The sequence below is a fragment of the Streptomyces sp. NPDC107517 genome (assembly GCF_055582645.1).
The window spans coordinates 229519-254030 of record NZ_JBVJPM010000010.1; the positions used below are offsets into that span (position 1 = coordinate 229519).

The following is a 24512-nucleotide window of genomic DNA, read 5'->3' on the forward strand; positions in this document are numbered from 1 at the left end:
GCCGGAGGCGCGCCACCGTCAGACCGCCAGGACCGCCCGAAGCTGGTCGAGCCCCCAGTCCAGGTCCTCCTTGCTGATCACCAGAGGGGGAGCGATCCGGATCGTGCTCCCATGGGTGTCCTTGACCAGGACGCCCTTGTCCATCAACTTCTCCGAGATCTCCCTCCCCGTCCCGTACGACGGATCGATGTCGACTCCCGCCCACAGCCCGCGTCCCCGCACCTGCGTCGCCTTGCCCGTGCCCACCAGCAGCCCGAGCTCCGCGTGCAGATGGCCGCCCAGCTCCGCCGCCCGCTGCTGCAACTCCCCGGTGCGCAACATCGCGATGACCTCGAGCGCCACCGCACAGGCCAGCGGATTCCCGCCGAACGTCGACCCGTGCTCACCCGGCTTGAACACCCCCAGCACCTCGCTGCTGGACACCACCGCCGACACCGGCACGACCCCACCGCCGAGCGCCTTGCCCAGTACGTACATGTCGGGCACTACGCCTTCGTGCTCACAGGCGAACGTCCGCCCGGTCCGCCCGAGCCCCGACTGGATCTCGTCGGCGATGAACAGCACGTTCCGCTCGCGGGTCAACTCCCTTACCGCAGGGAGGTATCCGGCCGGCGGTACGAGGACGCCGGCCTCGCCCTGGATCGGTTCGAGCAGCACCGCGACGGTGTTCTCGGTGACAGCGCCGCGCAGTGCCGTCAGATCGCCGTACGGCACGATCTCGAAGCCCGGCGTATAGGGACCGAAGTCCGCGCGCGCCTCCTGGTCCGTGGAGAAGCTGACGATGGTCGTGGTGCGCCCGTGGAAGTTGTTGCCCGCCACGACGATCTTCGCTCTGCCGTCGAGCACCCCCTTGACCTGGTACCCCCACTTTCTCGCCGTCTTCACGGCGGTCTCTACTGCCTCCGCCCCTGTGTTCATCGGCAGCACCATGTCCATGCCGCACAGCTCCGCGAGCCGCGTGCAGAACTCGGCGAACCGGTCGTGGTGGAAGGCGCGGGACGTCAGCGTCACCCGCTCCATCTGCGCCTTGGCGGCCTCGATGAGCCGCCGGTTCCCATGACCGAAGTTGAGAGCCGAGTAGCCGGCGAGCATGTCGAGGTACCGGCGCCCCTCGACATCCGTCATCCACGCCCCCTCCGCCGTGGCGACCACCACGGGCAGCGGATGGTAGTTGTGCGCACTGTGCGCTTCGGACGCGGTGATGAAGGTTTCCGTTACGGCATTCGGAGGAGTCACAGCAGTCACGGGATCTCCGTTCTTACGGCTCTTATGACGCGAAGACATGGGCTTGTGGCCCCTTCCTATCGTCGCTCGCACCGTGGACCGGGAAGCCTCGCCTCCCAGCGCGCCCGGTAGGGTGGCCCGCAGGGCCGTGACTGGCGCGCTGGGATGGGACCGACCATCGGGGAGCGGCCTGTGAACTGTGTGCCGTGCGCCTGGGCCGACCCGTGAACCTTCCGCTCTCGACTTCGCTCGGGCAGTGGGGGTCCCATCCGTCCGGAGGTCCGTCATGTCAGAGCCCACCCTCTCCACCGAATCCGTAGCGTTCCGCAGCGCCCTCGACGTGATCCGCGCGGTCGAGCCCCGCGTGGCCGACGCCATCGGCCAGGAAATCGCCGACCAGCGCGAGATGCTCAAGCTGATCGCCAGCGAGAACTACGCCTCCCCGGCCACGCTCCTCGCGATGGGCAACTGGTTCAGCGACAAGTACGCCGAGGGCACTGTCGGCCGCCGCTTCTACGCCGGCTGCCGCAACGTCGACACCGTCGAGGCCCTCGCCGCCGAACACGCCCGCGAGCTCTTCGGCGCCCGCCATGCCTATGTCCAGCCGCACTCCGGTATCGACGCCAACCTCGTCGCCTTCTGGGCCGTCCTCGCCCAGCGCGTCGAGGCCCCCGCCCTGGAGCTGGCCGGCGTCCGCAACGTGAACGACCTCTCCGACGCCGACTGGGCCGAGCTCCGTCAGGCCTTCGGCAACCAGCGCATGCTCGGCATGTCCCTGGACGCCGGCGGTCACCTCACCCACGGCTTCCGCCCCAACATCTCCGGCAAGATGTTCGACCAGCGCAGCTATGGCACCGATCCCCGGACCGGCCTCGTCGACTACGAAGCCCTGCGTGCCACCGCCCGCGACTTCAAGCCGCTGATCATCGTCGCCGGCTACTCCGCGTACCCCCGCCTCGTGAACTTCCGCATCATGCGCGAGATCGCCGACGAGGTCGGGGCGACCCTCATGGTCGACATGGCGCACTTCGCGGGCCTCGTCGCCGGCAAGGTCCTGACCGGCGACTTCGATCCGGTGCCGCACGCCCAGATCGTCACCACCACGACGCACAAGTCGCTGCGCGGCCCGCGCGGCGGCATGGTGCTCTGTGACGACTCGCTCACCGACCAGGTCGACCGAGGCTGCCCGATGGTCCTCGGAGGTCCGCTGCCGCACGTCATGGCCGCCAAGGCCGTGGCCCTGGCCGAGGCCCGCCGCCCCGAGTTCCGCGACTACGCCCAGTCTGTCGTCGACAATGCCCGCGCCCTCGCAGAGGGACTGACCCGCCGCGGTGCCACCCTCGTCACGGGCGGCACGGACAACCACCTCAACCTGATCGATGTCGCCACCTCCTACGGGGTCACCGGCCGCCAGGCCGAGAACGCACTCCTCGACTCCGGCATCGTCACCAACCGCAACTCCATCCCCTCTGACCCCAACGGGGCCTGGTACACGTCCGGCATCCGCATCGGCACCCCCGCTCTGACCACCCGGGGCCTGGGCACCGCGGAGATGGACGAGGTCGCCGGCCTCATCGACCGCGTGCTCACCGCCGCCGAGCCGGGTACCACCAGCAAGGGCGCGCCTTCCAAGGCCCAGCACATCCTGGACGAGAAGGTCTCCGACGAGGTCTCCACGCGAGCGTCCGACCTGCTCAGCGGCTTCCCGCTCTACCCGGAAGTCGACCTCACCTGATCGCTTGACCCCCTGGCTCTGTGATCCACTGACCGGCCCGTCACCAGACGCACCGACGGGCCGGTCAGTGCGTACTCGAAGCCATGAGAGCTGAGGGGCGGCTCTCAGGAGTCGATCAGCTGCTGCCGTGGTCCGGTGTCCTGTGGGGGCTCGCCCGTCTTGCGACGACGCGGCAGCCTGCCGGCCAGCGGCCGCAGCACCAGAGCCAGCGCGGCACCCGCCGCCAGCCCCGGTATCGCCCACCACCAGTCCGGCCCCTCGCCCGCCCGGGCCGCTGAGGCCCGCGCCCCTGCGGACTGCCCGGCATCGCGACTGTCGGCTGCCGGAGCCGGAGCTCCACCGAGTGCTTCCTTGGACCGGTCGGGCGACTGCCAGGGTGCCGGGAAGATCGGACTCCCGCCCTTTCGGGACCGCTCGCCCATGACTCCGAGGTCCTTCAGCAGCGCGCGCAGCTGTGCAGGCTTCTGCGCCTTGTGCCAGTACCCGTTGTAGGAGTCCGGCACGTGCGTCGCTGTGTGTATCCAGACGTCCTTCGTGCCCGGCGAGTCCGGATAGACCCGGTCGACCCGCCACGGCAGCACGTCGTGCACCAGCCAGGTGACATTGAGCTGACGTCCCGCGCCTATGCCCAAGCCGGGCGGCTCCTCCCGTCGGCCCTGGTCCGGCTCGCCCAGGAGGCTTTCCAACGGCCCGTACTTCTTGTCACTGAAGTAGAGCGACGCGCTCTGGCCGCTCTCGGGCGACACCACCAGAACGCTTGTCGGTCCGCCGGCCGATGCTCCTGACGCGCTCAGCAGCATCGCGGCGAGTGCCGCCGTCAGTGCCACCGCCAGCGCGGCCGGCCTTCGTACTGTTCGCATCCGTTCCCCCCAGCTGGTCCCGGCACGGCCCGCCCGTGCCGATTCACTTCTGGTACACCGCCCGACCCGACCGGGTTCCCAACTTCGGCGCGTGAGTTCTCGGGTGTGCGGGAGCCGCCGGCTCCGCCCGCGGACATCAGCGGACGGCGTCCGGCTTCCGTACCGACCGTGCGATCTCCATCGCCCGCTGCTGGGAGTCGATCCCCTCCAGGCGGAGTGTCACCTGCTGCCGACGGGTCCACAGGAGCGTCGGACCCGCGGTGCGTTCCGAGCGGGTCCACCGGTCGCCGTTGCCGTCGAGCATCCAGAAACTGAGCAGATGGGGCTGGGCGAACCACAGCCCCGTATCCGGGCCGAGGTCGACCCAGCGCGGCTGCATACGCACCGATTTCGTATACCCGATGTCGAGCTGGGCCGGGTACTCGTCGAGTCGGATCGTGCGCCCGTCCTCGCGCCAGCACAGCGTGATCAAGAAACGCGATTTCGGTTCACGCGTCACCGCGACGGCGTCCGGCATCCCCAGCTCGTCCGGCACCAGGGGGTCGAATCCGGCTTCTCGTCGGGCCTCACCCAGCGAGAGCGACGTACCGCACCCCGGGACATGGGCACCGGACGATGGCAGGGCAGAGGGGTCGTACCGGACCTCCACCCCGCCGAAGCCGAACCAGTCGGCGACCGTGGCCCGCACGGGAGGCGTGAGCACGAGCACGGTCAGCACTCCGCACATCCCCGCTGTGAGCATCCGCCACCGCTTCCGTATCCAGCGGCGCGCCAGTCGCACCCGGGCAGGGGCCGCCCCCGGCTCGGCCACCGGCGCCGGAACCGACTCGGCGAGTATCTGCGCCAGCACCCGCTCTGCCATCGACTCGCCGCCGGGGCCCAGACCGTCCAGGGACCTGCCCAGCGCCCGCAACTCCTCCGGCAGCCCACGACCCGCGCGGGGCCCGTGCTCCTTGCCGGGGCCGTGGCTCCCGTCGTCCTCGTGGCGCGGCTCACTCATGCTTGTCACCTCCCTCCCGCGGGTCCAGCTCGGCCGGAAGAATCCTCTTCAGCTTCCGTAGCGCGCGATTGAGCCTCGACTTCACGGTGCCGCGCGGCCAGCCGAGCGCCTCGGCCGTCTCCGCCTCGTCCATCTCCAGCAGATACCGATATGTGACGACCAGCCGATGCTCCTCGCTCAGCTCCTCGAGCGCGGCGAGCAATGCCGTCCGCCGCTCGTCGTGGACGGCCGCGACCGCCGGATCCGTGGTCTCGGGTATCAGCGGCTCGGCCTCTGTCAACGTCGCTTCCCGCCCCACGACCGAACGCTGTCGCACCGCCGAGCGCACTGTGTTCCTCGTCTCATTGGCGACGATCGCGAGCAGCCACGGCTTGAACGACGAGTCGTCCCGAAACTGCCCCAGGGCGCAGTAGGCCTTGAAAAAGGCCTGCTGCACCACATCCTCCGCGTCCGCGCCAGCCCCGAGGGCTCGGGCCGCCCGCAGCGCCAACCCGGTGAAGGCGCGCACCAACACCGCGTACGCCTCCACATCTCCTGCGCGCACGCGAGCGATCACCGCACGCTCGTCGTCGACGACGCGGCCCCCCTCCAGGACCTCCCCCTGTGTCCTCACATCGTTGATACACCGCACCCCGCGCATCGGTTCCCACCCGCCGTACAGGTTTTTTTCCGAACTCGCTCCGCGGGCAGATCCGAAGGGAGATCTCGGAGCCGGATCCCGGCGACACGCCGGGCGGGGTGGGCGACAGCTCTCTGTACACGGGTTCGGCGCTTGTCGTGTACCCGTCGCCCACCTGTTTCCGACCAATGAGAGACACCTGAGACAATGAGGAGCATGGCCTCTGATCGTCCCCGCGTGCTCTCCGGAATCCAGCCCACTGCAGGCTCGTTCCACCTCGGCAACTACCTCGGCGCGGTCCGCCAGTGGGTGGCGCTGCAGGAGTCTCACGACGCGTTCTACATGGTTGTGGACCTGCACGCGATCACCGTTCCGCAGGACCCGAAGGAGCTCCGGGCCAACACCCGGCTCGCCGCGGCACAGCTCCTCGCCGCCGGCCTGGACCCGGACCGCTGCACGCTGTTCGTGCAGAGCCACGTCCCCGAGCACGCGCAGCTCGGCTGGGTCATGAACTGTCTGACGGGCTTCGGCGAGGCCTCCCGCATGACGCAGTTCAAGGACAAGTCCGCCAAGCAGGGCGCCGACCGCGCGACCGTCGGCCTCTTCACGTACCCGATCCTCCAGGTCGCGGACATCCTGCTCTACCAGGCCGACCAGGTGCCGGTGGGCGAGGACCAGCGTCAGCACATCGAGCTGACGCGCGACCTCGCCGAGCGCTTCAACGGCCGCTTCGGCGAGACCTTCACGGTCCCGGCGCCGTACATCCTCAAGGAGACGGCGAAGATCTACGACCTTCAGGATCCGTCGATCAAGATGAGCAAGTCGGCGTCGACGCCCAAGGGCCTCGTCAACCTTCTCGACGAGCCGAAGATCACCGCCAAGAAGGTCAAGAGCGCGGTCACCGACACCGACACCGTGATCCGGTTCGACCCGGAGAACAAGCCGGGCGTCAGCAACCTCCTCGCCATCTACTCCACCCTCACCGGCACAGGTATCCCGGAACTGGAGCAGAACTACGAGGGCAAGATGTACGGTGCGCTCAAGACGGACCTGGCAGAGGTCATGGTGGACTTCGTGACACCGTTCCGGACCCGTACCCAGGAGTACCTGGACGACCCGGAGACGCTCGACTCGATCCTGGCCAAGGGCTCGGAGAAGGCGCGTGCTGTCGCCGCCGAAACCCTCGCCCAGGCATACGACAAGGTCGGACTGCTGCCTGCGAAGCACTGAGCCCCAGCCCGGCCTTACCGCCACCCGCCCACCGCACGACGACAGGAGTACGACGTGGGGACCGTAACGATCGGCGTTTCGATCGCGGTCCCGGAGCCACACGGCAGCCAGCTCCAGGAGCGGCGCGCGGGCTTCGGTGACCCCGCTGCGCACGGCATCCCCACGCACGTCACTCTGCTCCCGCCGACCGAGGTGGAGGACGGGTCGCTGCCTTCGATCGAGGACCATCTCGAGGCGGTCGCCGCCGCGGGGCGGAACTTCGCGATGCGGCTCGCGGGGACGGGAACCTTCCGTCCGCTGTCTCCCGTTGTGTTCGTACAGGTCGCGGAGGGCGCCGAGGCCTGCACATGGCTGCAGAAGCAGGTACGTGACGCATCGGGTCCGGTCGCGCGCGAGCTGCAGTTTCCGTATCACCCGCACGTCACGGTGGCGCACGGCATCGCGGAGGAAGCGATGGACCGGGCGTACGAGGACCTCGCCGGATATGAGGCGGCCTGGCAGTGCACCGGATTCGCGCTGTACGAGCAGGGCGCCGACGGTATCTGGCGCAAGCTGCGCGAGTTCCCGTTCGGCGGCCCGGCCGTGCCCGCGCAGGGTCCCGACCGTTCGAAGCGGGGCCGACAGCCGGCTCGCTGACGCGAAGCGAGTCGGCCGGCCGCTGTGCGACGCGGCTTACATCGGCAGGCGCCGGAACACCGGACGCGGGACATGCCGCAGCGCCGACATCACCATGCGCAGCGCCCCCGGCACCCACACGGTCTCCGACCGGCGCCTGAGCCCCGTCTCGATCGCCTGCGCCACAGCTTCCGGGGTGGTGGCCATCGGTGCTTCCGCCATGCCCGCCGTCATCTTCGACCGTACGAAGCCGGGGCGCACGACCATCACATGCACGCCGGTGCCGTGGAGCGCGTCGCCGAGGCCCTGCGCGAAGGCGTCCAGACCGGCCTTGCTCGACCCGTAGATGAAGTTGGACCGGCGCGCCCGCTCGCCCGCGACCGACGAGAGCACCACCAGTGAGCCGTGGCCCTGGGACTGCAGAGCGCGCGCGCAGATGAGGCCTGCCGATACCGCACCGGTGTAGTTGGTCTGCGCGACGCGCACCGCGGACAGCGGCTCGTCCTCGTCGCGGGCCTGGTCGCCGAGGATCCCGAACGCGAGCAGCACCATGTCGATGTCGCCCTCGGCGAAAACCTTGCCCAGCGTCACCTCGTGGGCCTCGGAGTCGAGCGCGTCGAAGGCGACGGTACGGGCGTCGGCGCCCATGTCGCGGAGTTCGGCGGCCGCACGGTCGAGGGCGGGGGACGGGCGGCCGGCCAGCCACACCGTTCGGGTCCGCCGCGCCACGAGGCGTCGGGCTGTGGCGAGGGCGATCTCGGAGGTGCCGCCGAGGACGAGCAGGGACTGGGGGGTGCCGAAGGCGTCCTTCATGAGAACCAAACTCCAGAGTGGCGGGACCGAAATCGGTGGGGCGGAGTGGGAACCCGGACGGCCTGAGCGGTGTACCAGAAGTGAATCGGTGCGGAGGGTCCGTGCCGGGCGAGGGGGGGTACGACGTGCGTGCGATGTGGGGAGAGCGGGATGGGCGGGATGTGCGAGGTCCCAGGTCAAGGCACTTGTTCCCGTTCCCGTCAGAGTCCGAGGCGCCGGGAGAGATCCGAGCGGAACACGCCTCGGGGGTCCAACCGGTCTCGCAGGGCGCGGAATTCGTCGAGGCGGGGATACATCGTCGAGAGCAGTTCGGGCCTTAGGCGCGCGTCCTTGGCGAGGTAGACGCGTCCGTCCGCCGCGGCCACTTCCTCGTCGAGTTCGTCGAGGAACGTGCCGAGTCCCGGCAGGTTCGCGGGAATGTCGAGGGCCAGGGTCCAGCCGGGCATGGGAAAGGAAAGCCAGCCGGGGTCCCCGGCGCCGAAGCGTTTGAGGACTGCCAGGAAGGAGGGGCACCGGCGCTCGGAGATGCGCTGCACGATGCGGCGAAGCGCTTCCTCCTGGCCGTATCCGACGACGAATTGGTACTGGACGAATCCACTGCGCCCGTAGATGCGATTCCAGTGCGGTACGCCGTCGAGAGGGTGGAAGAACGAGGAGAGCTTCTGGATCTGGCCGACGCGTGACGCAGGGGCCTTGCGGTACCAGAGCTCGTTGAAGAGGCCGACGGTCTTCCGGCCCAGAAGCCCCTCGGGCACGAATCCGGGCGGTGCTGGGAGCTGTCCGGGGCGGAACACCAGTGGCGCCCTGCGGGCCCGTGCGGGAACGGCGTCCAGCGGGGCGTGATCACCGCGTGTGAGTACCGAGCGGCCCATCGAGGCGCCGCGGGCCAGGAGGTCGATCCAGGCGACTGAGTAGCGGTAGAGGTGATCGGTCTCGGTGAGGCGGGCCATCAAGTTGTCGAGGTCAACGACTCGTTCGGTGTCGACCGACATGAACGAGGTTTCGACAGAGAGGAGTTGGAGGGTGACGGTGAGGATGATCCCGGTGAGTCCCATGCCGCCGGCCGTGGCGTCGAAGAGTTCGCTGCCGCGCTCGACGATCCGCACCTCACCGTCGGCCGTGAGCAGTTCCAGGGCGAGGACGTGGCGGGAGAACGAGCCCGAGACGTGGTGGTTCTTCCCATGGATATCGGCGCCGATCGCGCCGCCGACCGTGACGTAGCGGGTTCCGGGGGTCACGGGGATGAACCAGCCGAGAGGGAGGAGGACTTCCATCAGGCGGTGCAGTGAGACGCCCGCGTCGCACAGCACGGTCCCGCCGGACGCGTCGATCGCGTGAATGCGGTCCAGGCCGGTCATATCCAGAACGCTGCCGCCGGCGTTCTGTGCCGCGTCTCCGTAGGCCCGGCCCAGGCCACGGGCGATGTTGCCCCGATGGCCCGGTGTCCCGCACGCACGCACCACGGCTGCCGCCTCAGCGTAGGAGCGAGGGCGCACGATGCGAGCGGCGGTGGGGGCGGTGCGGCCCCAGCCGGTCACGGGGACGATGTCGAAGATGCCGCCGGAGGTGCCGTCGTGGACGGAGTCGGGGGAAGGCGATCCGGTGGGGGGAGCGCTGGGTCCTGGGACGACGGCCGGCGAGACGGGCGCGGGGGTGGGCGCAGGGGTGGGCGGCGCTGCAGAGGCGGCTGTGCCGGGGGGTGTGACGCCGGGGGCGACGGCGGGTGTGCGGGCAGTGGGGGGAGCGGGATCGGCGGCCATGAATGCGACCGTATCGCCCATAGATAGGGCCTTCGCCCCAAACGATCCAAACCCTCACTGAAATGGGTGATTGAGTGGGTGCCACACCAAGTTGTCTGAGTTATGCCGATTTTGCCCCGCAGAGTGAGCCACATGGACGACATGGACCGCCGATTGCTGTCGGCACTGCGCGACTGCGGTACGGACCGGCGCGTGGCAGTGGCCGCGCGCGCACTGTCATGGAGCGGGGAGCACGGGGCGCTCTGGCTCGGCGCGGGGCTGCTGGGGGCAGCGGTCGACCGGGAGCGGCGAGGAGCGTGGCTGCGCGGTACGGCGCTGACCGCCGCGGCGCACGTGGCCAGCATGGGGATCAAGCGGGTCGTCCGGAGGCCGCGGCCGGGCGCGGAGATCGGTGGGGAACCGCTTGTGCGGACGGCGGGGCGGCATTCCTTCCCCAGCTCGCACGCGGCTTCGGCCGCCGCTGCGGCGGTGGCGTACGGGGCGTTGAGGCCGGTGGGGGCGCGGCTCGTCCCGCCGTTGGCGGCGGCGATGTGCGTCTCGCGCATGGTCGTCGGGGTGCACTACCCGTCGGACGTGGCCGCGGGGGCGGCGCTCGGGGCGGTCGCCGCGCGGCTCGGGGCTCACTGGGTGGCCGGGGGTGTCCGGCGATGACGGAACGGACTGGGCGAAGGGAAGGGACGGGGCGCGCGATGGACGCGGGGGGAGCGGAAGACGGGGCGTCGTTGGCGCATGCGTCCGAACAGGCGCGACACGGGGCGCCCACGGTGTTGTTGGACAGGCCGCGGGGGCAGTCGGTGCCGGGGCCGCGCGCGGCGACGAGGCTCGGTTTGCCGGTCGGCTTGTTGAAGACGGTGAGGCCGCGGCAATGGGTGAAGAACGTGCTCGTCGTGGTCGCGCCCGCGTCGGCCGGGGAGTTGTTTTCGTGGCACGCGGCGGCACAACTGGTCATGGTCTTCCTGCTGTTCACGGCGGCTGCCTCGTCCGTGTATTTGATCAATGATGCGCGGGACGCCGAGGCGGACCGGGCGCACCCGGTCAAGCGGAACAGGCCGGTGGCCGCGGGGCACGTTCCGGTGGCGGTGGCCTATGTGGTCGGGGGCGGGCTCGCGGTTCTCGCGCCGCTGGTGGCCGCGGCCCTGTGCACCCCGATGACGGCGGTGCTGCTGACCGCCTACGTCGGGATGCAACTGGCGTACTGCATCAGTCTCAAGCACGTTCTCGTCGTCGATCTTGCCGTGGTGGCCACCGGGTTTCTGATGCGGGCCATGATCGGCGGGCTCGCGCTGGGGATTCCCCTGTCGCGGTGGTTCCTGATCACTACGGGGTTCGGGGCGCTGTTCATGGTGTCGGCCAAGCGGTACTCCGAGGCCGTGCAGATGGCCGGGAAGGCGGGGGCGACGCGGGCGTTGTTGTCGGAGTACACGACCGGCTATCTGCGGTTCGTCTGGCAGCTTGCCGCAGGGGTGGCCGTTCTCGCCTACTGCCTCTGGGCCATGGAGGAAGGCGGGGTGGCGAGAGCGAGTCTGCTGCCTTGGAGACAGCTGTCGATGGTGGCCTTCATTCTCGCCGTCCTGCGCTACGCGGTCTTCGCCGACCGTGGCACGGCGGGTGAGCCGGAGGACGTCGTTCTACGGGACAGGGCATTGGCGGTGATCGGCTTGGTGTGGGTGGCGATGTACGGGCTCGCGGTCGCCAACTGGTGAGTGTCGAGCGAGGGCGTGTCGAGTGAGGGCGTGCTGAGGGAACGCCCGTCCTGGAGGGCGCGGCACGTGGAGATGTGGGGGAGGAGCGGTCGTGGTGAGTTCGGGGATGGTGGCGGATGAAGGGTCTTGGGCGCGAACTGGTGGGGTTCGCGGCTGTGGGGAGCTGCGCGTACGTCGCCGACCTGGGGATCTTCGTGTGGCTGAGAGGGCCGGTGGGGTGGGATCCCATCGCCGCCAAGTCGCTTTCGTTCCTTGCTGGTTGCACGGTCGCGTATGCGGGGAACGCGCTCGGTACCTATCGCCGGGCGGTGGCCGAGGTGTCACGGGTGCGGCAGTACGGGGTGTTCTTCGCGGTCAATGTTGCGGGGGCGCTGGTGCAGCTGATGTGTATCGCCGTGTCGCACTACGCGCTGGGGCTCACGTCGCAGCGCGCGGACACGGTGTCAGGGGCGGGGGTGGGCATGATGCTGGCCACGGCTTTGCGGTTCTGGGGTACTCGGACCCTCGTCTTCCGGGCGGCGATTCCGGCGAGACGTGCGAGAACCGTCAGGGAGGGCAGGCTCGGATCATGGACTGGCTGAAGAGACTCCCCGGTGTCGGGCCGATCGTCGTACGGCTCATGCGTACACACGCGTGGTACGCCTACGAGCGGCTCGACCTGGTGCACTGGACGCGGCTCGCGGCGGCGATGACGTTCATCAGCTTCCTGGCGTTGTTCCCGCTGCTGACGGTGGCCGCGGCGATCGCGGCCGGCACGCTCAGTGAGGAGCGGCAGAAGACGCTCCAGGACAAGATCGCGGAGCAGGTGCCCGGCATCTCAGACCAGTTGGACCTGGGGTCGCTCGTCGCGAACGCGGGCACGGTGGGTCTGGTGGCGGGGGCGTTGTTGCTCTTCACCGGCATCGGGTGGGTCGGCTCGATAAGAGAGTGCCTGCGCGCCGTCTGGGAGCTGGAGGACCCGGACGAGAACCCGTTCATGCGCAAGGTCGTGGACGCCGGGGTTCTGGTGGGGCTGGGTGGCGCCGGGCTCGCCTCGCTGGCGGCGTCGATGCTCGCCTCGACCGCGGTGGGGTGGACGGCGGACCAGGTCGGCATCGCCCATGACGGATGGGGCGGCGTGCTGCTCAGGGCGGTGGCGTTCGCGATCGCTGTGCTCGCGGACTTCCTGCTGCTGCTCTACGTGCTGACGCTGCTGCCGGGTGTTCACCCGCATCGGCGGGAGTTGTTGACGGCGGCGCTGATCGGGGCGGCGGGGTTCGAGCTCCTGAAGCTGTTGCTCGGCAGCTATATGAAGGAGGTGGCGTCGAAGAGCATGTACGGGGCGTTCGGTACGCCGGTGGCCCTGATGCTGTGGATCAACTTCACGGCGAAGCTGCTGTTGTTCTGCGCGGCCTGGACGGCCACGCGGGGGCGGCCCGATTCGGAGGTACTGGACGAGGCCGAGCCGGGGGCGGAACCGCCGGGGGTGGCGCGGGCCGGCGCCGCCTGAGACAGACGGCGCCGGTGCACCTGAGCCGGACAGAGCTGGAGCCCCGGGCGGGGCCGTCAGCGTCGGGGGAGGCGGCGTACCAGTTCGGGCAGGGGCCAGCGGCGGTTGACGAGGAAAGCGGCCGCGGCCAGGAGGAGGAGGGCACCGCCCGTGATGGCCAGGGCGGTACCCACGCCGCTGGAGCCCTTGTGCACGGAGGCGTGGGCGGTCGACGCCTTGCCGGGGGCCGCAGCTCCCTTGTTGCCCTTCGGACTGGCGGAGGAGCCGTCGGAGCCGGCGGTGTCGGCGCTCTTGGGTGCGACGAGCTGTCCCACCGGGGTGACCTTGTCGTCGGACTTGAAACCCCAGTCGAGGAGACGGGCCGCCTCCTGGTAGACGGCCTGGTTCTCGCCTGAGTCGGGGTTCATGACGGTGACGAGGAGGACCTTGCCGTTGCGTTCGGCGACTCCGGTGAAGGTGGCGCCGGCGTTGGTGGTGTTTCCGTTCTTGACCCCGGCGATGCCCTTGTAGGGGTCGAGGCCCATGTCGCCGGTGATGAGCCGGTTGGTGTTCTGGATCTGGAAGGAGCTGGTGGTCTTGCCCTTCTTCTGTGACTCGGGGAACTTCGCGGTCGCCGTCGCGCAGTACTCGCGGAAGTCCTTCTTCTGCAGGCCCGAGCGGGCGAAGAGAGTGAGGTCGTAGGCGGAGGAGACCTGGCCGGGGGCGTCGTAGCCGTCGGGGCTGACCACGTGGGTGTCGAGGGCCTGGAGCTCGTCGGCGTGGGACTGCATGTCCTTGACGGTCTGCGGGACACCACCGTTGAGGGCGGACAGGACGTGGACCGCGTCGTTGCCGGAGCGGAGGAACACGCCGAGCCACAGGTCGTGGACGGTGTAGGTGTAGTTCTCCTTGACGCCGACCATGCTGGAGCCTTCGCCGATGCCGGCCAGGTCGGAAGGGACGACCTTGTGCGTCTGGGTCTTGGGGAACTTGGGGAGGACCGTGTCCGCGAAGAGCATCTTGAGGGTGCTGGCGGGGGGCAGGCGCCAGTGCGCGTTGTGCGAGGCGAGTACCTGCCCCGACTCGGCGTCCGTGACGATCCAGGAGCGCGCGCTCAGATCCTTCGGCAGGACGGGGGCGCCGTTCGCCAGATTCACCTGTGTGCCCGGCTTTCCCAGCTGTGCGCCGCCCACCGTCGACATCGAGGCCGGCGGTTTCGCCTTGTCCTTGGAAGAGCCCGGCTTGTCGTCTGCCAGTGCGGGTGCTGCGCAGCAGACCGAGACGAGAGTGGCGGAAGCGGCGACCGTGGCGGCTACGGCGGACCAGCGCCCGGCACGCCGAGTACCGGAACGCTTCAGACCAGAACGCTCGAAAAGAGACTCGGTCTTGGCAGAGGCGGTCGTGAAATACGACTCATTCGAGGCAGGCACGGTCGTGAACGTACATGGCTGGGGCCCGTAAGTCTTTGCCGAGGTGCCCTGTGTCTCCTGCTCCCCACCCCGGCGGCGGTGCGGACGGAGGACTGGCGATACTGAGGGTATGAAGCTCAGCCGCCCCGTCTCCTGGTTCCTGCTCGCCTTCGGTGTCTGGAGCTGGGTCATCTGGGTCACTTTCGTCAAGAACCTGTGGAAGGACGGGAGCGGGCTTGCCTTCGACGACGCCGGCGACCCGACCGCCTACTTCTGGGTGCATCTGACGCTCGCCGTTGTCTCCTTTGTCTTGGGGACGGTGGTGGGGGGCATCGGGTTCCGCGGACTGCGCGCCCTGCGTCGGGCGTGACGTGAAGAACACCGCAACGGACACCGCGATGAACGCAACGGGGGGAGCGGCGTCGTGATCGCCGTATTAGTGATCGCAGGGCTTGCGTCGCTCGCGGCGTTCGCCGGTCTGCACTGGTACGCGTGGCGCCGTCTGGTGCGCGACACCACGGCTCGGGCTGGTCTCGCACGGCGGGCGGGCACGGTCGTATTCGTGTCGGGGCCGTTGCTGATGTTCGCGGCGGTGGCGAGCGGGCGGGCCGGTGCGCCGTTCTGGTTGCAGCAGGTCCTGTCCTGGCCCGGGTTCCTGTGGATGGCCTTCTCCATCTATCTGGTGCTCGCGGTCCTCGTGGGCGAGGTGGTGCGCCCCTTGCTGAGGCGTTTCCTCGATCGCGGGTCCGCGCCGGGCGGCGCGGAGGCGGGGTCCTTGCCGGAGCCCGTACTGGTTCCGACGCGCGAGCCCGACGAGCTGTCCACCGCGTCTTCCACCCCCACCCCCACCCCCGCCAACGCCAACGCCAACGCCAGCGCCAGCGCCAGCGTCAACGGCCAAGCCAACACCGGCGCCAACACCCCCAAGCCCGAGACGCCCCCGGTCGCGTCAGAGCCCTCGCGTCGGCTCTTTGTCTCTCGCGTCGTCGGTGGTGCCGCCGTCGTCGCGGCCGCCGGGATCGTCGGGAACGGCGCGTACGGCGTGCTGCGCGGGCCCAAGGTGAAGCGGGTCACGGTTCCGCTGGCCCGGCTGCCGCGTTCGGCGCACGGGTTCAGGATCGCGGTCGTCAGCGACATCCATCTGGGACCGGTTCTGGGGCGGGGGTTCGCCCAGACGGTGGTCGACACGATCAACTCCACGCAGCCCGACCTCATCGCGGTCGTCGGAGACCTGGTCGACGGCAGTGTCGAGGACCTGGCGCCGGCCGTCGCGCCGCTCGCGGGACTGCGGGCCCGCCACGGCACGTACTTCGTGACGGGCAACCACGAGTACTTCTCGGGCGCCGAGCCGTGGGTCGAGCACGTTCGTGAGATCGGTCTGCGGCCCCTGGAGAACGCGCGTGTGGAGATGGGCGCGTTCGACCTGGCCGGTGTGAACGACGTGACCGGCGAGAACTACGACGACGGGCCTGACTATGACAAGGCGCTCGGTGACCGCGACCCCGGCCGCGCCGCCGTTCTCCTCGCCCACCAGCCCGTGATGATCCACGAGGCGGTGAAGCACGGCGTCGACCTCCAGCTGTCGGGTCACACCCACGGCGGCCAGCTCTGGCCGGGCAACTTCATCGCCGACGCGGCGAATCCGACGCTCGCGGGCCTGGAGCGATACGGCGACACGCAGTTGTACGTGAGCCGGGGCGCCGGTGCGTGGGGCCCACCGGTCCGGGTGGGCGCGCCCTCGGACATCACGGTCGTGGAGCTGGCGTCGAAGCAGGCGTGAGGTGGTGGGGCCGGGGAGATATGTCCCCGGCCTCACCAAGAAAGCCATGAAAGCCACCGCCGCAAAGCCCGCCGCCCCCAAAAGGAATTCCGTCAGCCGCCCTCTGTCCTCCCAAAAGACCCCGTCCCGAAACAGGCTCGAAACCCCCTTGCTCATAAGCTGCTCACAAGGTGCCTCTCGGTCTTCGAAACCTCATCACCTTCTCTTCCCACAGCTCAAACTCCTGTGATTCAGTGATCCACGTCACTGGGGAGGGGCGCGATGCGGTCGATTCGCATGCGGGTATGTGCGACGTTCATGGTGCTTGCCGCCGCCGGAGCCGGCGCCTGGCAGCTGCTTCCGGATCGGGACGAGCAAGGGAAGACGATCACCGTCGGGACGACCGACGCCGTGACCTCGCTCGATCCGGCCGGCGCGTACGACGGCGGATCATGGGCGCTGTACAGCAACGTGTTCCAGTCACTCCTCACGTTCGACGCGGGTGGCGCCGCGCCCGTGCCGGATGCCGCGAAGCACTGCGGGTTCGTCGGCCAGGGGCTGCTCACCTACCGTTGCGAGCTGCGTGACGGCCTGAAGTTCCCGAGTGGTCGCGCGGTCACGGCCAAGGACGTGAAGTTCTCCTTCGACCGGGTCAAGGCCATCAACTCGCCGGTGGGCCCCGCCACCCTGCTCGACACGCTCGGCAAGGTCGAGACGAGCGGGACGCGGACGGTGACCTTCCAGCTGTCCTCGCCCGACGCGACGTTCCCGTTCAAGGTCGCCACGGGTGCCGGTTCCATCGTCGACAGCACCCAGTACCCGGCGCGCAGCCTGCGTACCCGTTCCCGCGTCGACGGCACCGGCCCCTACAGCCTCAGCTCGTACACGCCGGGCAAGCAGGCGAAGCTCGTCCCCAACTCCCACTACCTGGGCGCGGTCCAGAGCGTCGGCAAGCCCACCATCCTGCGCTACTTCAAGGACTCGGCCGCCCTCGAATCCGCCTGGAAGGCGCGTTCGGTCGACGTCGCCGCTCGGCAGCTGCCGCCCGCGCTGCTCGCCTCGTACGCGCCGAGTGACAAGGGGGAGCGGCTCACCGAGGTCGACAGCGCGGAGACCCGGAATCTCGTCCTCAATGTGCGGACGGGTCGCCCGTTGCACGACCGCCGGGTGCGGCAGGCCCTCGCCACGCTCCTCGACCGGGACCGGCTGGTCGCCTCGACGTACCGAGGCACCGTCGACTCCCTCTACTCCCTGATCCCGCGCGGCATCACCGGGCACACGACCGCGTTCTTCGACGCGTATCCGAAGCCGGACGCCGCCCGTGCGCGCAAGCTGCTCCAGGAGGCCGGGGTGAGCGCGCCGGTCCGTTTCGAGTTCGCGTACTCGCGCGGCGCCGCGTCCGCGTCCGAGGCGAAGGAGATCAAGCGGCAGCTGGAGGCGAGCGGGCTGTTCAAGGTGAGCCTGCGCTACTACGAGTGGACCGACTTCCAGACGCGGTACGCGAGCGGGAAGCTCGACGCGTACGCGGTCGGCTGGCTGCCGGACTTCCCCGACCCGGACACGTTCACCGCCCAGCTCGTGCGCACCGGGTCCGGCATGCACAACGGATACAGCAGCAAAGAGGTCGACGGCCTGATCCAGGCCAGTCAGCAGTACGAGGACCGCAGCCGCACCATGGGCGACTTCCGCAAGCTGCAGGAAGCGGTCGCGCGCGACGTCCCGATCATTCCCCTGTGGCAGCGCAAGGAGTACGTGCTCAGTACGGAGGACATCACCGGCGGGCAGTATCTGTCGGACGGGACCGGGGTGTTCCGGTTGTGGCGGCTCGGCTGGATCTGACTGGATCCGACGAGGAGGCCCTACTCACGGGACGCCCACCCACGGGACCCTCACCCACGGCAACCCCCTCAGCCACGGCCGAGCCCACCGGCCCCCCGCCCCCTGGCAGCACCACCGTCACCCGCACCCCCGTCCCCGGAGCCGTCCGTACCGACACCTCGCCGCCGTGCGCCGACACCACTCCCTGCACGATCGCCAGGCCCAGACCGCTGCCGGCACCCCCGCCCGCTCGGAAGAAGCGGTCGAAGATCCGTGCCGCGTCCTCCTCGGCGAGCCCGGGCCCCTCGTCGGCCACGCTCAGCCGCACCGTCCCGTCCGCGCGTTCGAGCGAGACGCTGACGGGGGCGTCCTCCGGCGTGTGGGTACGCACATTGGCGAGGAGGTTCCCGAGGATCTGGCGCAGGCCCGACTCGTCGGCGCGGACGAGCAGCGCGCCGTCCGCGGCGACGTGGACCGGGCGGTCCGGCTGCTGCACGCGCAGGTCGTCGGCCGCCTCGCGCACCAGCCGGCTCAGGTCGACGTTCCGCAGGCGCAGTTCGGGTCCCTGGTCGAGGCGGGCCAGCGTGAGGAGTTCGTCGACGAGTCGGCCCATGCGGTCCGCCTCGGCGTGGACGCGGCCCAGGGCGCGGGCGAGTTCGGCCGGGTCGCGGAGCATCCCCTTGTCGTAGAGCTGGAGGTAGCCGCGGATCGCCGCAAGGGGCGTGCGCAGCTCGTGGGAGGCGTCGGCGACGAACCGCCGGAGCTGGGCGGAGCTGCGCTCGCGGGTCTCGAAGGCCGTTTCGACCTGGTGGAGCATGGAGTTGAGGGCGAGCCGCAGCTGTTCGACCTCCAGGGCGGTGTCGTGGTGCGGCGGCACACGCCGTGCGAGGTCGCCGTCGGCGATGGCCGACGCGGTCTCGACCATGTCTTCGAGGGGCCGCATCCGGTGGCTGACGCCGATCATGGTGAGGACGGCGAGCAGCGCGAGCAGGCCCGTGCCGAGGGCGATGTCGAGCCTGAGGGCCTTGTGGATGCCGGTCTGGACGTTGGCCGTCGAGGTGGCGAGCAGCACGGTCGTGCCGTCGGCGAGTCGGGCGCCCACCGCGCGGTACGGGTCGCCGTGCACGGTGACGTCGCGCGGCTCGTCGGCGGTGGCGAGCGCCTTCGGATCGTCGACCGCGGAGGCGAGGTCGCGCTGGCGGGCTGTCGGGCGCAGAGTGCCCACGGTGATGGGATCGCCGGCCCGGTCGACGGCCACGAACACGGTTTCGTTGCGCGGCAGCGAACTCGCGCCCGAGTCGGTCGAGTCGGGGCCGGGGGAGAGTTTGTCGAGGGCGATGCCCAGTTCGCTGAGCGACTCGATCTGTTTGAGGGTGAGGCCGGTGCGCTGGAGCGAGGTGCGGGACGACGTCAGCTCGGCGTCGACGTTCGCGAGGAGGTAGTGGCGCATGCCCATGAGGCTGACGGCGGTCGCGGCGACGATGCCGAGGGCGAGCAGCGCCACGTTGACGAGGGCGAGTTTGGCGCGCAGGGAGTGGAACCGCCGACTGCGACCGGGCACGTGCCCCCGCGCCCGCTTCACGCCCCACTCGCAAGCCCGTACCCGACCCCCCGCCGCGTCGTGATCAACGGCGGCCCCAGCGCTGCGAGTTTGCGCCGCAGGTAGCTGATGTACGTCTCGACGACGGTCGACTCCGCGGTGTGCTCGTACTGCCATACGTGACGCAGGAGTTGCTCCTTGGGGACGACGCGGCCGCCGTTGCGCACGAGGAAGCGCAGGAGCGCGTACTCGGTGGGCGTGAGCTGGACCGTGCGGCCCGAGCGGTGCACGGTGTAGGCCGTCTCGTCGAGCTCCAGGTCGCCGTAGCGCAGCGGCGGGCGTTCGGGCAGGACGTCGGCGGGCCGGGTGCGGCGCAGGACGGCGCCCAGCCTGGCCACGACCTCGTCGATGTTGAACGGCTTGGTGATGTAGTCGTCGCCGAAGCCGAGCGCGCCCACGATCTCGGCGGGCGCGTCGCGCGCGGTCAGGAAGACGAGGGCCAGATCGGGCCTGCGGGCCCGCAGTTCGCGCCCGAGTGCCCGGCCGTCGCCGTCGGGGAGCATCACGTCGAGCAGCGCGGCGTCGGGCCGGGTGCGGGTGGCGAGGGCGAGGCCCTCGCGGACGGTGCCCGCGGTCATGACCTGGAAGCGGTGGTAGCGCAGGGCTATCGCGAGGACATCGGCGATGCTCGGCTCGTCCTCGACGATGAGCACGGTGGCTCCCACGGGGTGCTCCGCGCTGTTCACGGCCCCAATGCTCACGGCTCCAGCATCCACGGCTCCGGCACTCGCGGGCCCAGCACTCGCGTGCCCGGCATCCACGGGCCCAGCGCCCACGGCCCCAGCGTCCGCGTGCCCGGCACTCACCGGCCCAGGATGCACGGAACCGGCGTCCGCGTGCCCGGCACTCACCGGCCCAGGGTTCACGGAACCGGCGTCCGCGTGCCCCGAGTTCACATGCCCGGCACTCATACCCCCAGCGTTCATACGTCCAGTATCGGCGGGCCCGCCCCCGCTCGGCCCTGCTTGCCCCCTTGGAGTTCCTTGAGAGTCATGGCCGCGTCGTGCCGCCGCGCGCCTGCGCCCACGGATGCTGAGGGCGAGGCAGGCCCGGGGGAACCCGCGGAGCCCGCGCCGAAGTCACGGCCGCGCTCCCGGTGACGGAAGACCGAAGGAGTGGCAAACGTGACGGCATTGGCACGGTGGTGCTACCGGCACCGCCTGGTGGTCCTGGTGCTGTGGGTGGGGGCGCTGTTCGGCCTGGGGGCCGCGGGCACCTCGGCGGGCACCGACTACTCGAACGTGTTCTCCCTCCCCGACACGGATTCCAAGCAGGCGTACGACCTGATGACGAAGGCGTTCCCGCAGAGCTCGGGCGACACGGACACCGTGGTGTGGCGGGCGTCCGGCGACGTGGGGCCGGTGACGGACAAGGCCGTACGGTCCCGGATCGAGCCCGCGCTGAAAGAGATCGCCGGAATGCGGGGTGTCGGAGAGGTCGCCGGCCCCTACGGGAAGAACGGCGCCGCGCAGATCAGCCGCGACGGCCGCACCGCCTACGCGCAGATCACCTTCACCGACCAGGCGAACGAGGTTCCCAAGGACCTGGTCCAGAAGGTCGTCGACACGGCTCAGGGCGCCGAACGTGACGGACTGCAGGTCGAGTTGGGCGGCCAGGCCATCACCCGTATCCAGGAGCCGCCCACCGGCGTCTCCGAGGTGGTCGGCATCGCGGCGGCGGCCGTCGTTCTCTTCCTGGCCTTCGGCTCGCTCTTCGCGATGCTGCTTCCGATCGTCGTGGCGATCATGGGCGTAGGCAGCGGAATGATGGCGACGATGCTGCTCAGTCACGTGACGAACGTGCCCGAAGTGGCGCCGCTGCTCGGCTCGTTGATCGGCCTCGGTGTCGGCATCGACTACGCGCTCTTCATCGTCACCCGGCACCGGCGCGGCATCCAGCGAGGGCTCGAACCGGAGGAGTCGGCGGTGCGCGCCCTCAACACGTCGGGGCGCGCGGTCCTGTTCGCGGGCGCCACCGTGTGCATCGCGCTCGCCGGAATGCTGGTGATGAACCTGCGCTTCCTGGACGGTGTCGTCATCGCCACGTCCCTCACGGTCGTACTCAGTGTCCTGGCGGCGGTCACCCTCCTGCCCGCGCTCCTCGGCCTGCTCGGCCCGCGCGTCCTCAGCCGCAAGCAGCGGCGGAAGCTCGCGGTGGCGGGGCCCGATCCCGCCGAGGCGAGCGGTCCCGCGGCGCGCTGGTCGGCGTATGTGCAAAAGCGCCCGCGTTCGATCGCGGCGATGGCGCTGGTGGTCATGGCGGTCCTCGCGCTGCCCGTGCTGTCGCTGCGGCTCGGCGCCACCGATCAGGGCAATCACCAGGAGTCGACGACGACCCGGCAGGCGTACGACCTGCTCGCGGAGGGCTTCGGGCCCGGTTTCAACGGGCCGCTTCAGGTCGTCGTGCCGGGCGGCGCCGACACCACGGAGCTGGTCAGGACGATCCGTGCGACGGACGGCGTCGCGCAGGCCGCCGCGGCCCCGCCGGCCGGGGGCATCACGGTCATCCAGGTCGTGCCGAAGACGTCACCGCAGTCCGTCGGGACGGACCGGCTCATCGACCGGCTCCGGGACGATGTGATCCCGGAAGCCGGTGTCGAGGCGCATGTCGGCGGGGTGACGGCCGTCTTCAAGGACTTCGCGTCGGTGACCGGTGACCGGCTGCCCTACTTCGTGGGCGCCATCATCGGGCTCGGCTTCCTGCTGCTCCTGATCGCGTTCCGCTCGTTCGTCGTGCCGCTCACGGCCGCGCTGATGAACCTGATCGCGGCGGCCGCGTCGTTCGGCGTCCTGGTGGCGGTCTTCCAGTGGGGCTGGGGGACGGAGTTCCTCGGCATCGGGAAGGAGGGGCCGATCACCGCGTTCCTGCCGGTGATCATGCTGTCGCTGCTGTTCGGCCTCTCGATGGACTACCAGGTGTTCCTGGTGAGCCGGATGCACGAGGAGTGGGTGCACACCGGGGACAACGCGCGGGCCGTGCGCGTCGGCCTCGCCGAGACGAGCCGGGTCATCAACTGCGCGGCCCTCATCATGATCTGCGTGTTCTCCGCGTTCGTCCTGAGCGGCGACATGGAGGGCGCGATGGCGGGCATCGGGCTGGCCGCCGCGGTGGCGCTCGACGCGTTCGTCCTGCGTACGGCGCTGGTCCCGGCGGCGATGCATCTCCTCGGCCGCTCCAACTGGTGGCTGCCGGACTGGCTGGACCGCCGGCTCCCGCACCTGGCCGTGGAAGCGGCAGAACCGTCCGCCGCACCGCCGGCCGAGCCCAGCAGAAGCGCCGGCGCCATCGAGACCGCGGAGCCCATGGAGAGCAGCAGCGCCGGTGGGGCCACGGTCGTCCACGGATTCCTGCGCACCCCCGACGGCGATCCCTTGGCCGGCGCCTCCGTCACCCTCGTCTCCCGGGGCGGCCGCCAGCTCGACCGCGTCACGTCCCTCGCCGACGGCTCGTACATCGTGTCGGTGCCCGCGCCGGGGGCGTACGTCCTGGCGGTGACGGCGCACGGCGTGGCGCCGCGCGCCCGCCACATCACCGTCGGGGGCGGCCCGCTGGTGTACGACGTGGAGCTGACGGACGACGGTGCGGATCTGGTGAACTGACCTCTGCGTCACGGGCGTTGACGGGGGTGTGCAGAGTGAACTGCCGTACGCCGGGCACCCCCGCCGTGGCCACGCAGGCCAGGCCCACGGCAGCCGCCGCGATCCACAGCGGGGTCGCCTCACCCCAGGCGTCGGCGGCGAGCGGGGCGAGGACGTAGCCGAGGGGCATCGCGGCCAGCGAGAGCAGCCAGTCGTACGAGGTGACGCGGGCGAGGACCGCCTCGGGAACGGCCGTCTGGACCACCGTCTCCCAGAGGGGGTTGAAGAAGCCGAGGGCGACGAGGGCGACGCCGAACGCGGCGGCGACCGCCGGTGCCGGGGCGTGCAGCGCGAGCAGCGCCAGCGGCAGGACGTACGTGGTCAGGGCCAGGTTGCCGGTGAGGACCGGGCGGCGGGGGCGGGCCCGCCCGGACAGCAGTGATCCGAGGAGGAGGCCGACGGCGCCGGCCTGGGCGATCATGATCCAGGCGCCGTCGCCGCCCAGTTCCCTGACGGCGATGACCGGTCCGAGGGTGGCGAACACGGCTGACCCGCCGTTCCAGGTGGCGTGGGCGACGAGGCTCGTCCAGTACCAGCCGCGCGAGCGCACCTCGCGCCAGCCCTCGACGAGGTCGGACCGGAGGGAGGGGCGTTCGTCGGCGGGTGCCGTGGCGCGGCTGAGCCGCAGCGTGGCGAGCAGGGCGGCGCTGACGGCGAACGAGGCGGCGTCGAGGATGAACGCCCACCCGGGTCCGGCGGTCAGGACGAGCAGCCCGGCGAGCGCCGGACCGCCCGCAAGCGTGCCGCTGCGCACCACGCCGAGCGCGGAGTTGGCCGCCTTCCGGTCCTTCTCGCCGACGATGCCGACGATCAGTGAGGCGAGCGTCGGCATGGCGAAGGCGGAGGCGGCACCGCCGATCACCTCGGCCGCCGCGATCTGCCACAACTCCGGCTTCCCGGAGAGGAGTTGGACGCCGACGAAGAGCTGTCCGGCGCAGCGTACGAGGTCGGTGGTCAGGGCGACGGTGCGCGGGTCGAAGCGGTCGGCGATCACGCCGCCCAGGGGGAGGAGCAGGAGTCGCGGGACCATCGCGCAGCCCAGGACCAGCGCGAGCGCCGAGGCGGAGCCGGTGGCCCGCAGCACGGCGAGGGCGAGGGCGGAGGGGATGACGGCGTCGCCGACCAGGGAGAGGAAGCGGCCGAGGAAGAAGCGGCGGAAGCGGGCGTTGCGTAACAGCGGGTGGCGGAGGCTGGGGCGCGGCATGCAGGCGAATGTATTTCGTTGTCGAACTATTAGTCAACGAAGTATCTGGTGGCAAAA

At 70.2% G+C, this 24512-nt stretch carries 21 protein-coding genes and 1 riboswitch; of the genes, 11 read left to right on the forward strand and 10 right to left on the reverse strand.

Annotated elements, in window-relative coordinates; all coding sequences use genetic code 11:
* Positions 1–18 precede the first annotated feature (18 nt).
* Entirely contained in the window at positions 19–1284 is a 1266-nt protein-coding gene (gene rocD, locus ACZ67T_RS23895; RefSeq protein ID WP_469986669.1) for an ornithine--oxo-acid transaminase, read from the reverse strand.
* Between the two features lie 78 nt (positions 1285–1362).
* Positions 1363–1449: riboswitch (ZMP/ZTP riboswitch) on the forward strand.
* Between the two features lie 61 nt (positions 1450–1510).
* On the opposite strand from rocD, the gene ACZ67T_RS23900 reads away from it, so the two are divergent.
* A complete protein-coding gene (locus tag ACZ67T_RS23900; RefSeq protein WP_469986671.1) occupies positions 1511–2959 on the forward strand; it encodes a glycine hydroxymethyltransferase in 1449 nt (482 codons plus the stop codon).
* Between the two features lie 104 nt (positions 2960–3063).
* Here ACZ67T_RS23900 and ACZ67T_RS23905 read toward each other — a convergent pair whose 3' ends face one another.
* The 3 genes from ACZ67T_RS23905 to ACZ67T_RS23915 form a co-directional block, all read right to left on the reverse strand.
* A complete protein-coding gene (locus ACZ67T_RS23905) occupies positions 3064–3819 on the reverse strand; it encodes a hypothetical protein (RefSeq protein ID WP_469986672.1) in 756 nt (251 codons plus the stop codon).
* 136 nt (positions 3820–3955) lie between these two features.
* Entirely contained in the window at positions 3956–4819 is an 864-nt protein-coding gene (locus ACZ67T_RS23910; protein WP_469986674.1) for a hypothetical protein, read from the reverse strand.
* A complete protein-coding gene (locus ACZ67T_RS23915; RefSeq protein ID WP_469986675.1) occupies positions 4812–5459 on the reverse strand; it encodes an RNA polymerase sigma factor in 648 nt (215 codons plus the stop codon). The genes ACZ67T_RS23910 and ACZ67T_RS23915 overlap by 8 nt, the downstream gene beginning before the upstream one ends.
* 195 nt (positions 5460–5654) lie before the next feature.
* On the opposite strand from ACZ67T_RS23915, the gene trpS reads away from it, so the two are divergent.
* Both trpS and ACZ67T_RS23925 read left to right on the forward strand, forming a co-directional pair.
* The gene (gene trpS, locus ACZ67T_RS23920; protein WP_469986677.1) at positions 5655–6668 is read left to right on the forward strand and encodes a tryptophan--tRNA ligase; all 1014 of its coding nucleotides are present in this window, start codon (positions 5655–5657) and stop codon (positions 6666–6668) included.
* A gap of 54 nt (positions 6669–6722) precedes the next feature.
* Entirely contained in the window at positions 6723–7304 is a 582-nt protein-coding gene (locus ACZ67T_RS23925; protein WP_469986679.1) for a 2'-5' RNA ligase family protein, read from the forward strand.
* Between the two features lie 36 nt (positions 7305–7340).
* Here ACZ67T_RS23925 and ACZ67T_RS23930 read toward each other — a convergent pair whose 3' ends face one another.
* Together ACZ67T_RS23930 and ACZ67T_RS23935 are read right to left on the reverse strand one after the other, a co-directional pair.
* Positions 7341–8096 (reverse strand): decaprenylphospho-beta-D-erythro-pentofuranosid-2-ulose 2-reductase, encoded by a 756-nt coding sequence (locus ACZ67T_RS23930; protein ID WP_100594776.1) that lies wholly within the window; start codon positions 8094–8096, stop codon positions 7341–7343.
* 200 nt (positions 8097–8296) lie between these two features.
* On the reverse strand, positions 8297–9856 hold the full coding sequence (locus tag ACZ67T_RS23935; RefSeq protein ID WP_469986681.1) for an FAD-binding protein: 1560 nt from the start codon (positions 9854–9856) through the stop codon (positions 8297–8299).
* Between the two features lie 132 nt (positions 9857–9988).
* Between ACZ67T_RS23935 and ACZ67T_RS23940 the strand changes: the two genes are divergently transcribed.
* The 4 genes from ACZ67T_RS23940 to ACZ67T_RS23955 all read left to right on the forward strand — a co-directional run bounded on the left by ACZ67T_RS23940 (position 9989) and on the right by ACZ67T_RS23955 (position 13048).
* Positions 9989–10507, forward strand: a complete 519-nt coding sequence (locus tag ACZ67T_RS23940) for a phosphatase PAP2 family protein (protein ID WP_469986683.1) — start codon at positions 9989–9991, stop codon at positions 10505–10507.
* A 38-nt stretch (positions 10508–10545) separates the two neighbouring features.
* Positions 10546–11559 (forward strand): decaprenyl-phosphate phosphoribosyltransferase, encoded by a 1014-nt coding sequence (locus ACZ67T_RS23945; protein WP_469986685.1) that lies wholly within the window; start codon positions 10546–10548, stop codon positions 11557–11559.
* Positions 11560–11675: 116 nt separating this feature from the next.
* A complete protein-coding gene (locus ACZ67T_RS23950; protein ID WP_469986686.1) occupies positions 11676–12140 on the forward strand; it encodes a GtrA family protein in 465 nt (154 codons plus the stop codon).
* The gene (locus ACZ67T_RS23955) at positions 12128–13048 is read left to right on the forward strand and encodes a YihY/virulence factor BrkB family protein (protein WP_469986688.1); all 921 of its coding nucleotides are present in this window, start codon (positions 12128–12130) and stop codon (positions 13046–13048) included. The genes ACZ67T_RS23950 and ACZ67T_RS23955 overlap by 13 nt, the downstream gene beginning before the upstream one ends.
* Positions 13049–13104: 56 nt before the next feature.
* Here the strand turns inward: ACZ67T_RS23955 and ACZ67T_RS23960 are convergent, their stop codons facing one another.
* Entirely contained in the window at positions 13105–14628 is a 1524-nt protein-coding gene (locus ACZ67T_RS23960; protein WP_469986689.1) for a D-alanyl-D-alanine carboxypeptidase, read from the reverse strand.
* On the opposite strand from ACZ67T_RS23960, the gene ACZ67T_RS23965 reads away from it, so the two are divergent.
* The 3 genes from ACZ67T_RS23965 to ACZ67T_RS23975 all read left to right on the forward strand — a co-directional run bounded on the left by ACZ67T_RS23965 (position 14567) and on the right by ACZ67T_RS23975 (position 18034).
* Entirely contained in the window at positions 14567–14806 is a 240-nt protein-coding gene (locus ACZ67T_RS23965) for an SCO4848 family membrane protein (RefSeq protein ID WP_227296876.1), read from the forward strand. The genes ACZ67T_RS23960 and ACZ67T_RS23965 overlap by 62 nt on opposite strands.
* A 54-nt stretch (positions 14807–14860) precedes the next feature.
* Complete coding sequence (locus ACZ67T_RS23970) at positions 14861–16216, forward strand: metallophosphoesterase (RefSeq protein ID WP_469986690.1); 1356 nt, start codon at positions 14861–14863, stop codon at positions 16214–16216.
* 261 nt (positions 16217–16477) lie between these two features.
* Complete coding sequence (locus ACZ67T_RS23975; RefSeq protein WP_469986692.1) at positions 16478–18034, forward strand: ABC transporter substrate-binding protein; 1557 nt, start codon at positions 16478–16480, stop codon at positions 18032–18034.
* Here the strand turns inward: ACZ67T_RS23975 and ACZ67T_RS23980 are convergent.
* Positions 17967–19574 (reverse strand): sensor histidine kinase, encoded by a 1608-nt coding sequence (locus tag ACZ67T_RS23980; protein ID WP_469986694.1) that lies wholly within the window; start codon positions 19572–19574, stop codon positions 17967–17969. The two genes, ACZ67T_RS23975 and ACZ67T_RS23980, sit on opposite strands and share 68 nt — an antisense overlap.
* Before the next feature lie 17 nt (positions 19575–19591).
* Positions 19592–20266, reverse strand: a complete 675-nt coding sequence (locus tag ACZ67T_RS23985) for a response regulator transcription factor (protein WP_469986812.1) — start codon at positions 20264–20266, stop codon at positions 19592–19594.
* 480 nt (positions 20267–20746) lie between these two features.
* Here ACZ67T_RS23985 and ACZ67T_RS23990 point away from each other — a divergent pair, with 480 nt between their 5' ends.
* Positions 20747–23212, forward strand: coding sequence for an MMPL family transporter (locus ACZ67T_RS23990; RefSeq protein ID WP_469986813.1), 2466 nt, complete (start codon positions 20747–20749; stop codon positions 23210–23212).
* Here ACZ67T_RS23990 and ACZ67T_RS23995 read toward each other — a convergent pair.
* Complete coding sequence (locus ACZ67T_RS23995; protein WP_469986695.1) at positions 23142–24455, reverse strand: MFS transporter; 1314 nt, start codon at positions 24453–24455, stop codon at positions 23142–23144. The two genes, ACZ67T_RS23990 and ACZ67T_RS23995, sit on opposite strands and share 71 nt — an antisense overlap.
* Between the last annotated feature and the right edge of the window lie 57 nt (positions 24456–24512).

Excerpts from the sequence above, each read along its gene's own strand:
- ACZ67T_RS23965 (WP_227296876.1), top strand. The coding sequence starts at position 14,567 with ATGAAGCTCAGCCGCCCCGTCTCCTGGTTCCTGCTCGCCTTCGGTGTC.
- ACZ67T_RS23905 (WP_469986672.1), bottom strand. The coding sequence starts at position 3,819 with ATGCGAACAGTACGAAGGCCGGCCGCGCTGGCGGTGGCACTGACGGCG.
- ACZ67T_RS23975 (WP_469986692.1), top strand. The coding sequence starts at position 16,478 with ATGCGGTCGATTCGCATGCGGGTATGTGCGACGTTCATGGTGCTTGCC.
- ACZ67T_RS23960 (WP_469986689.1), bottom strand. The coding sequence starts at position 14,628 with ATGACCCAGCTCCAGACACCGAAGGCGAGCAGGAACCAGGAGACGGGG.
- ACZ67T_RS23945 (WP_469986685.1), top strand. The coding sequence starts at position 10,546 with ATGGACGCGGGGGGAGCGGAAGACGGGGCGTCGTTGGCGCATGCGTCC.
- rocD (WP_469986669.1), bottom strand. The coding sequence starts at position 1,284 with ATGTCTTCGCGTCATAAGAGCCGTAAGAACGGAGATCCCGTGACTGCT.
- ACZ67T_RS23935 (WP_469986681.1), bottom strand. The coding sequence starts at position 9,856 with ATGGCCGCCGATCCCGCTCCCCCCACTGCCCGCACACCCGCCGTCGCC.
- ACZ67T_RS23940 (WP_469986683.1), top strand. The coding sequence starts at position 9,989 with ATGGACGACATGGACCGCCGATTGCTGTCGGCACTGCGCGACTGCGGT.
- ACZ67T_RS23995 (WP_469986695.1), bottom strand. The coding sequence starts at position 24,455 with ATGCCGCGCCCCAGCCTCCGCCACCCGCTGTTACGCAACGCCCGCTTC.
- ACZ67T_RS23955 (WP_469986688.1), top strand. The coding sequence starts at position 12,128 with ATGGACTGGCTGAAGAGACTCCCCGGTGTCGGGCCGATCGTCGTACGG.
- ACZ67T_RS23930 (WP_100594776.1), bottom strand. The coding sequence starts at position 8,096 with ATGAAGGACGCCTTCGGCACCCCCCAGTCCCTGCTCGTCCTCGGCGGC.
- trpS (WP_469986677.1), top strand. The coding sequence starts at position 5,655 with ATGGCCTCTGATCGTCCCCGCGTGCTCTCCGGAATCCAGCCCACTGCA.
- ACZ67T_RS23950 (WP_469986686.1), top strand. The coding sequence starts at position 11,676 with ATGAAGGGTCTTGGGCGCGAACTGGTGGGGTTCGCGGCTGTGGGGAGC.
- ACZ67T_RS23900 (WP_469986671.1), top strand. The coding sequence starts at position 1,511 with ATGTCAGAGCCCACCCTCTCCACCGAATCCGTAGCGTTCCGCAGCGCC.
- ACZ67T_RS23910 (WP_469986674.1), bottom strand. The coding sequence starts at position 4,819 with ATGAGTGAGCCGCGCCACGAGGACGACGGGAGCCACGGCCCCGGCAAG.
- ACZ67T_RS23915 (WP_469986675.1), bottom strand. The coding sequence starts at position 5,459 with ATGCGCGGGGTGCGGTGTATCAACGATGTGAGGACACAGGGGGAGGTC.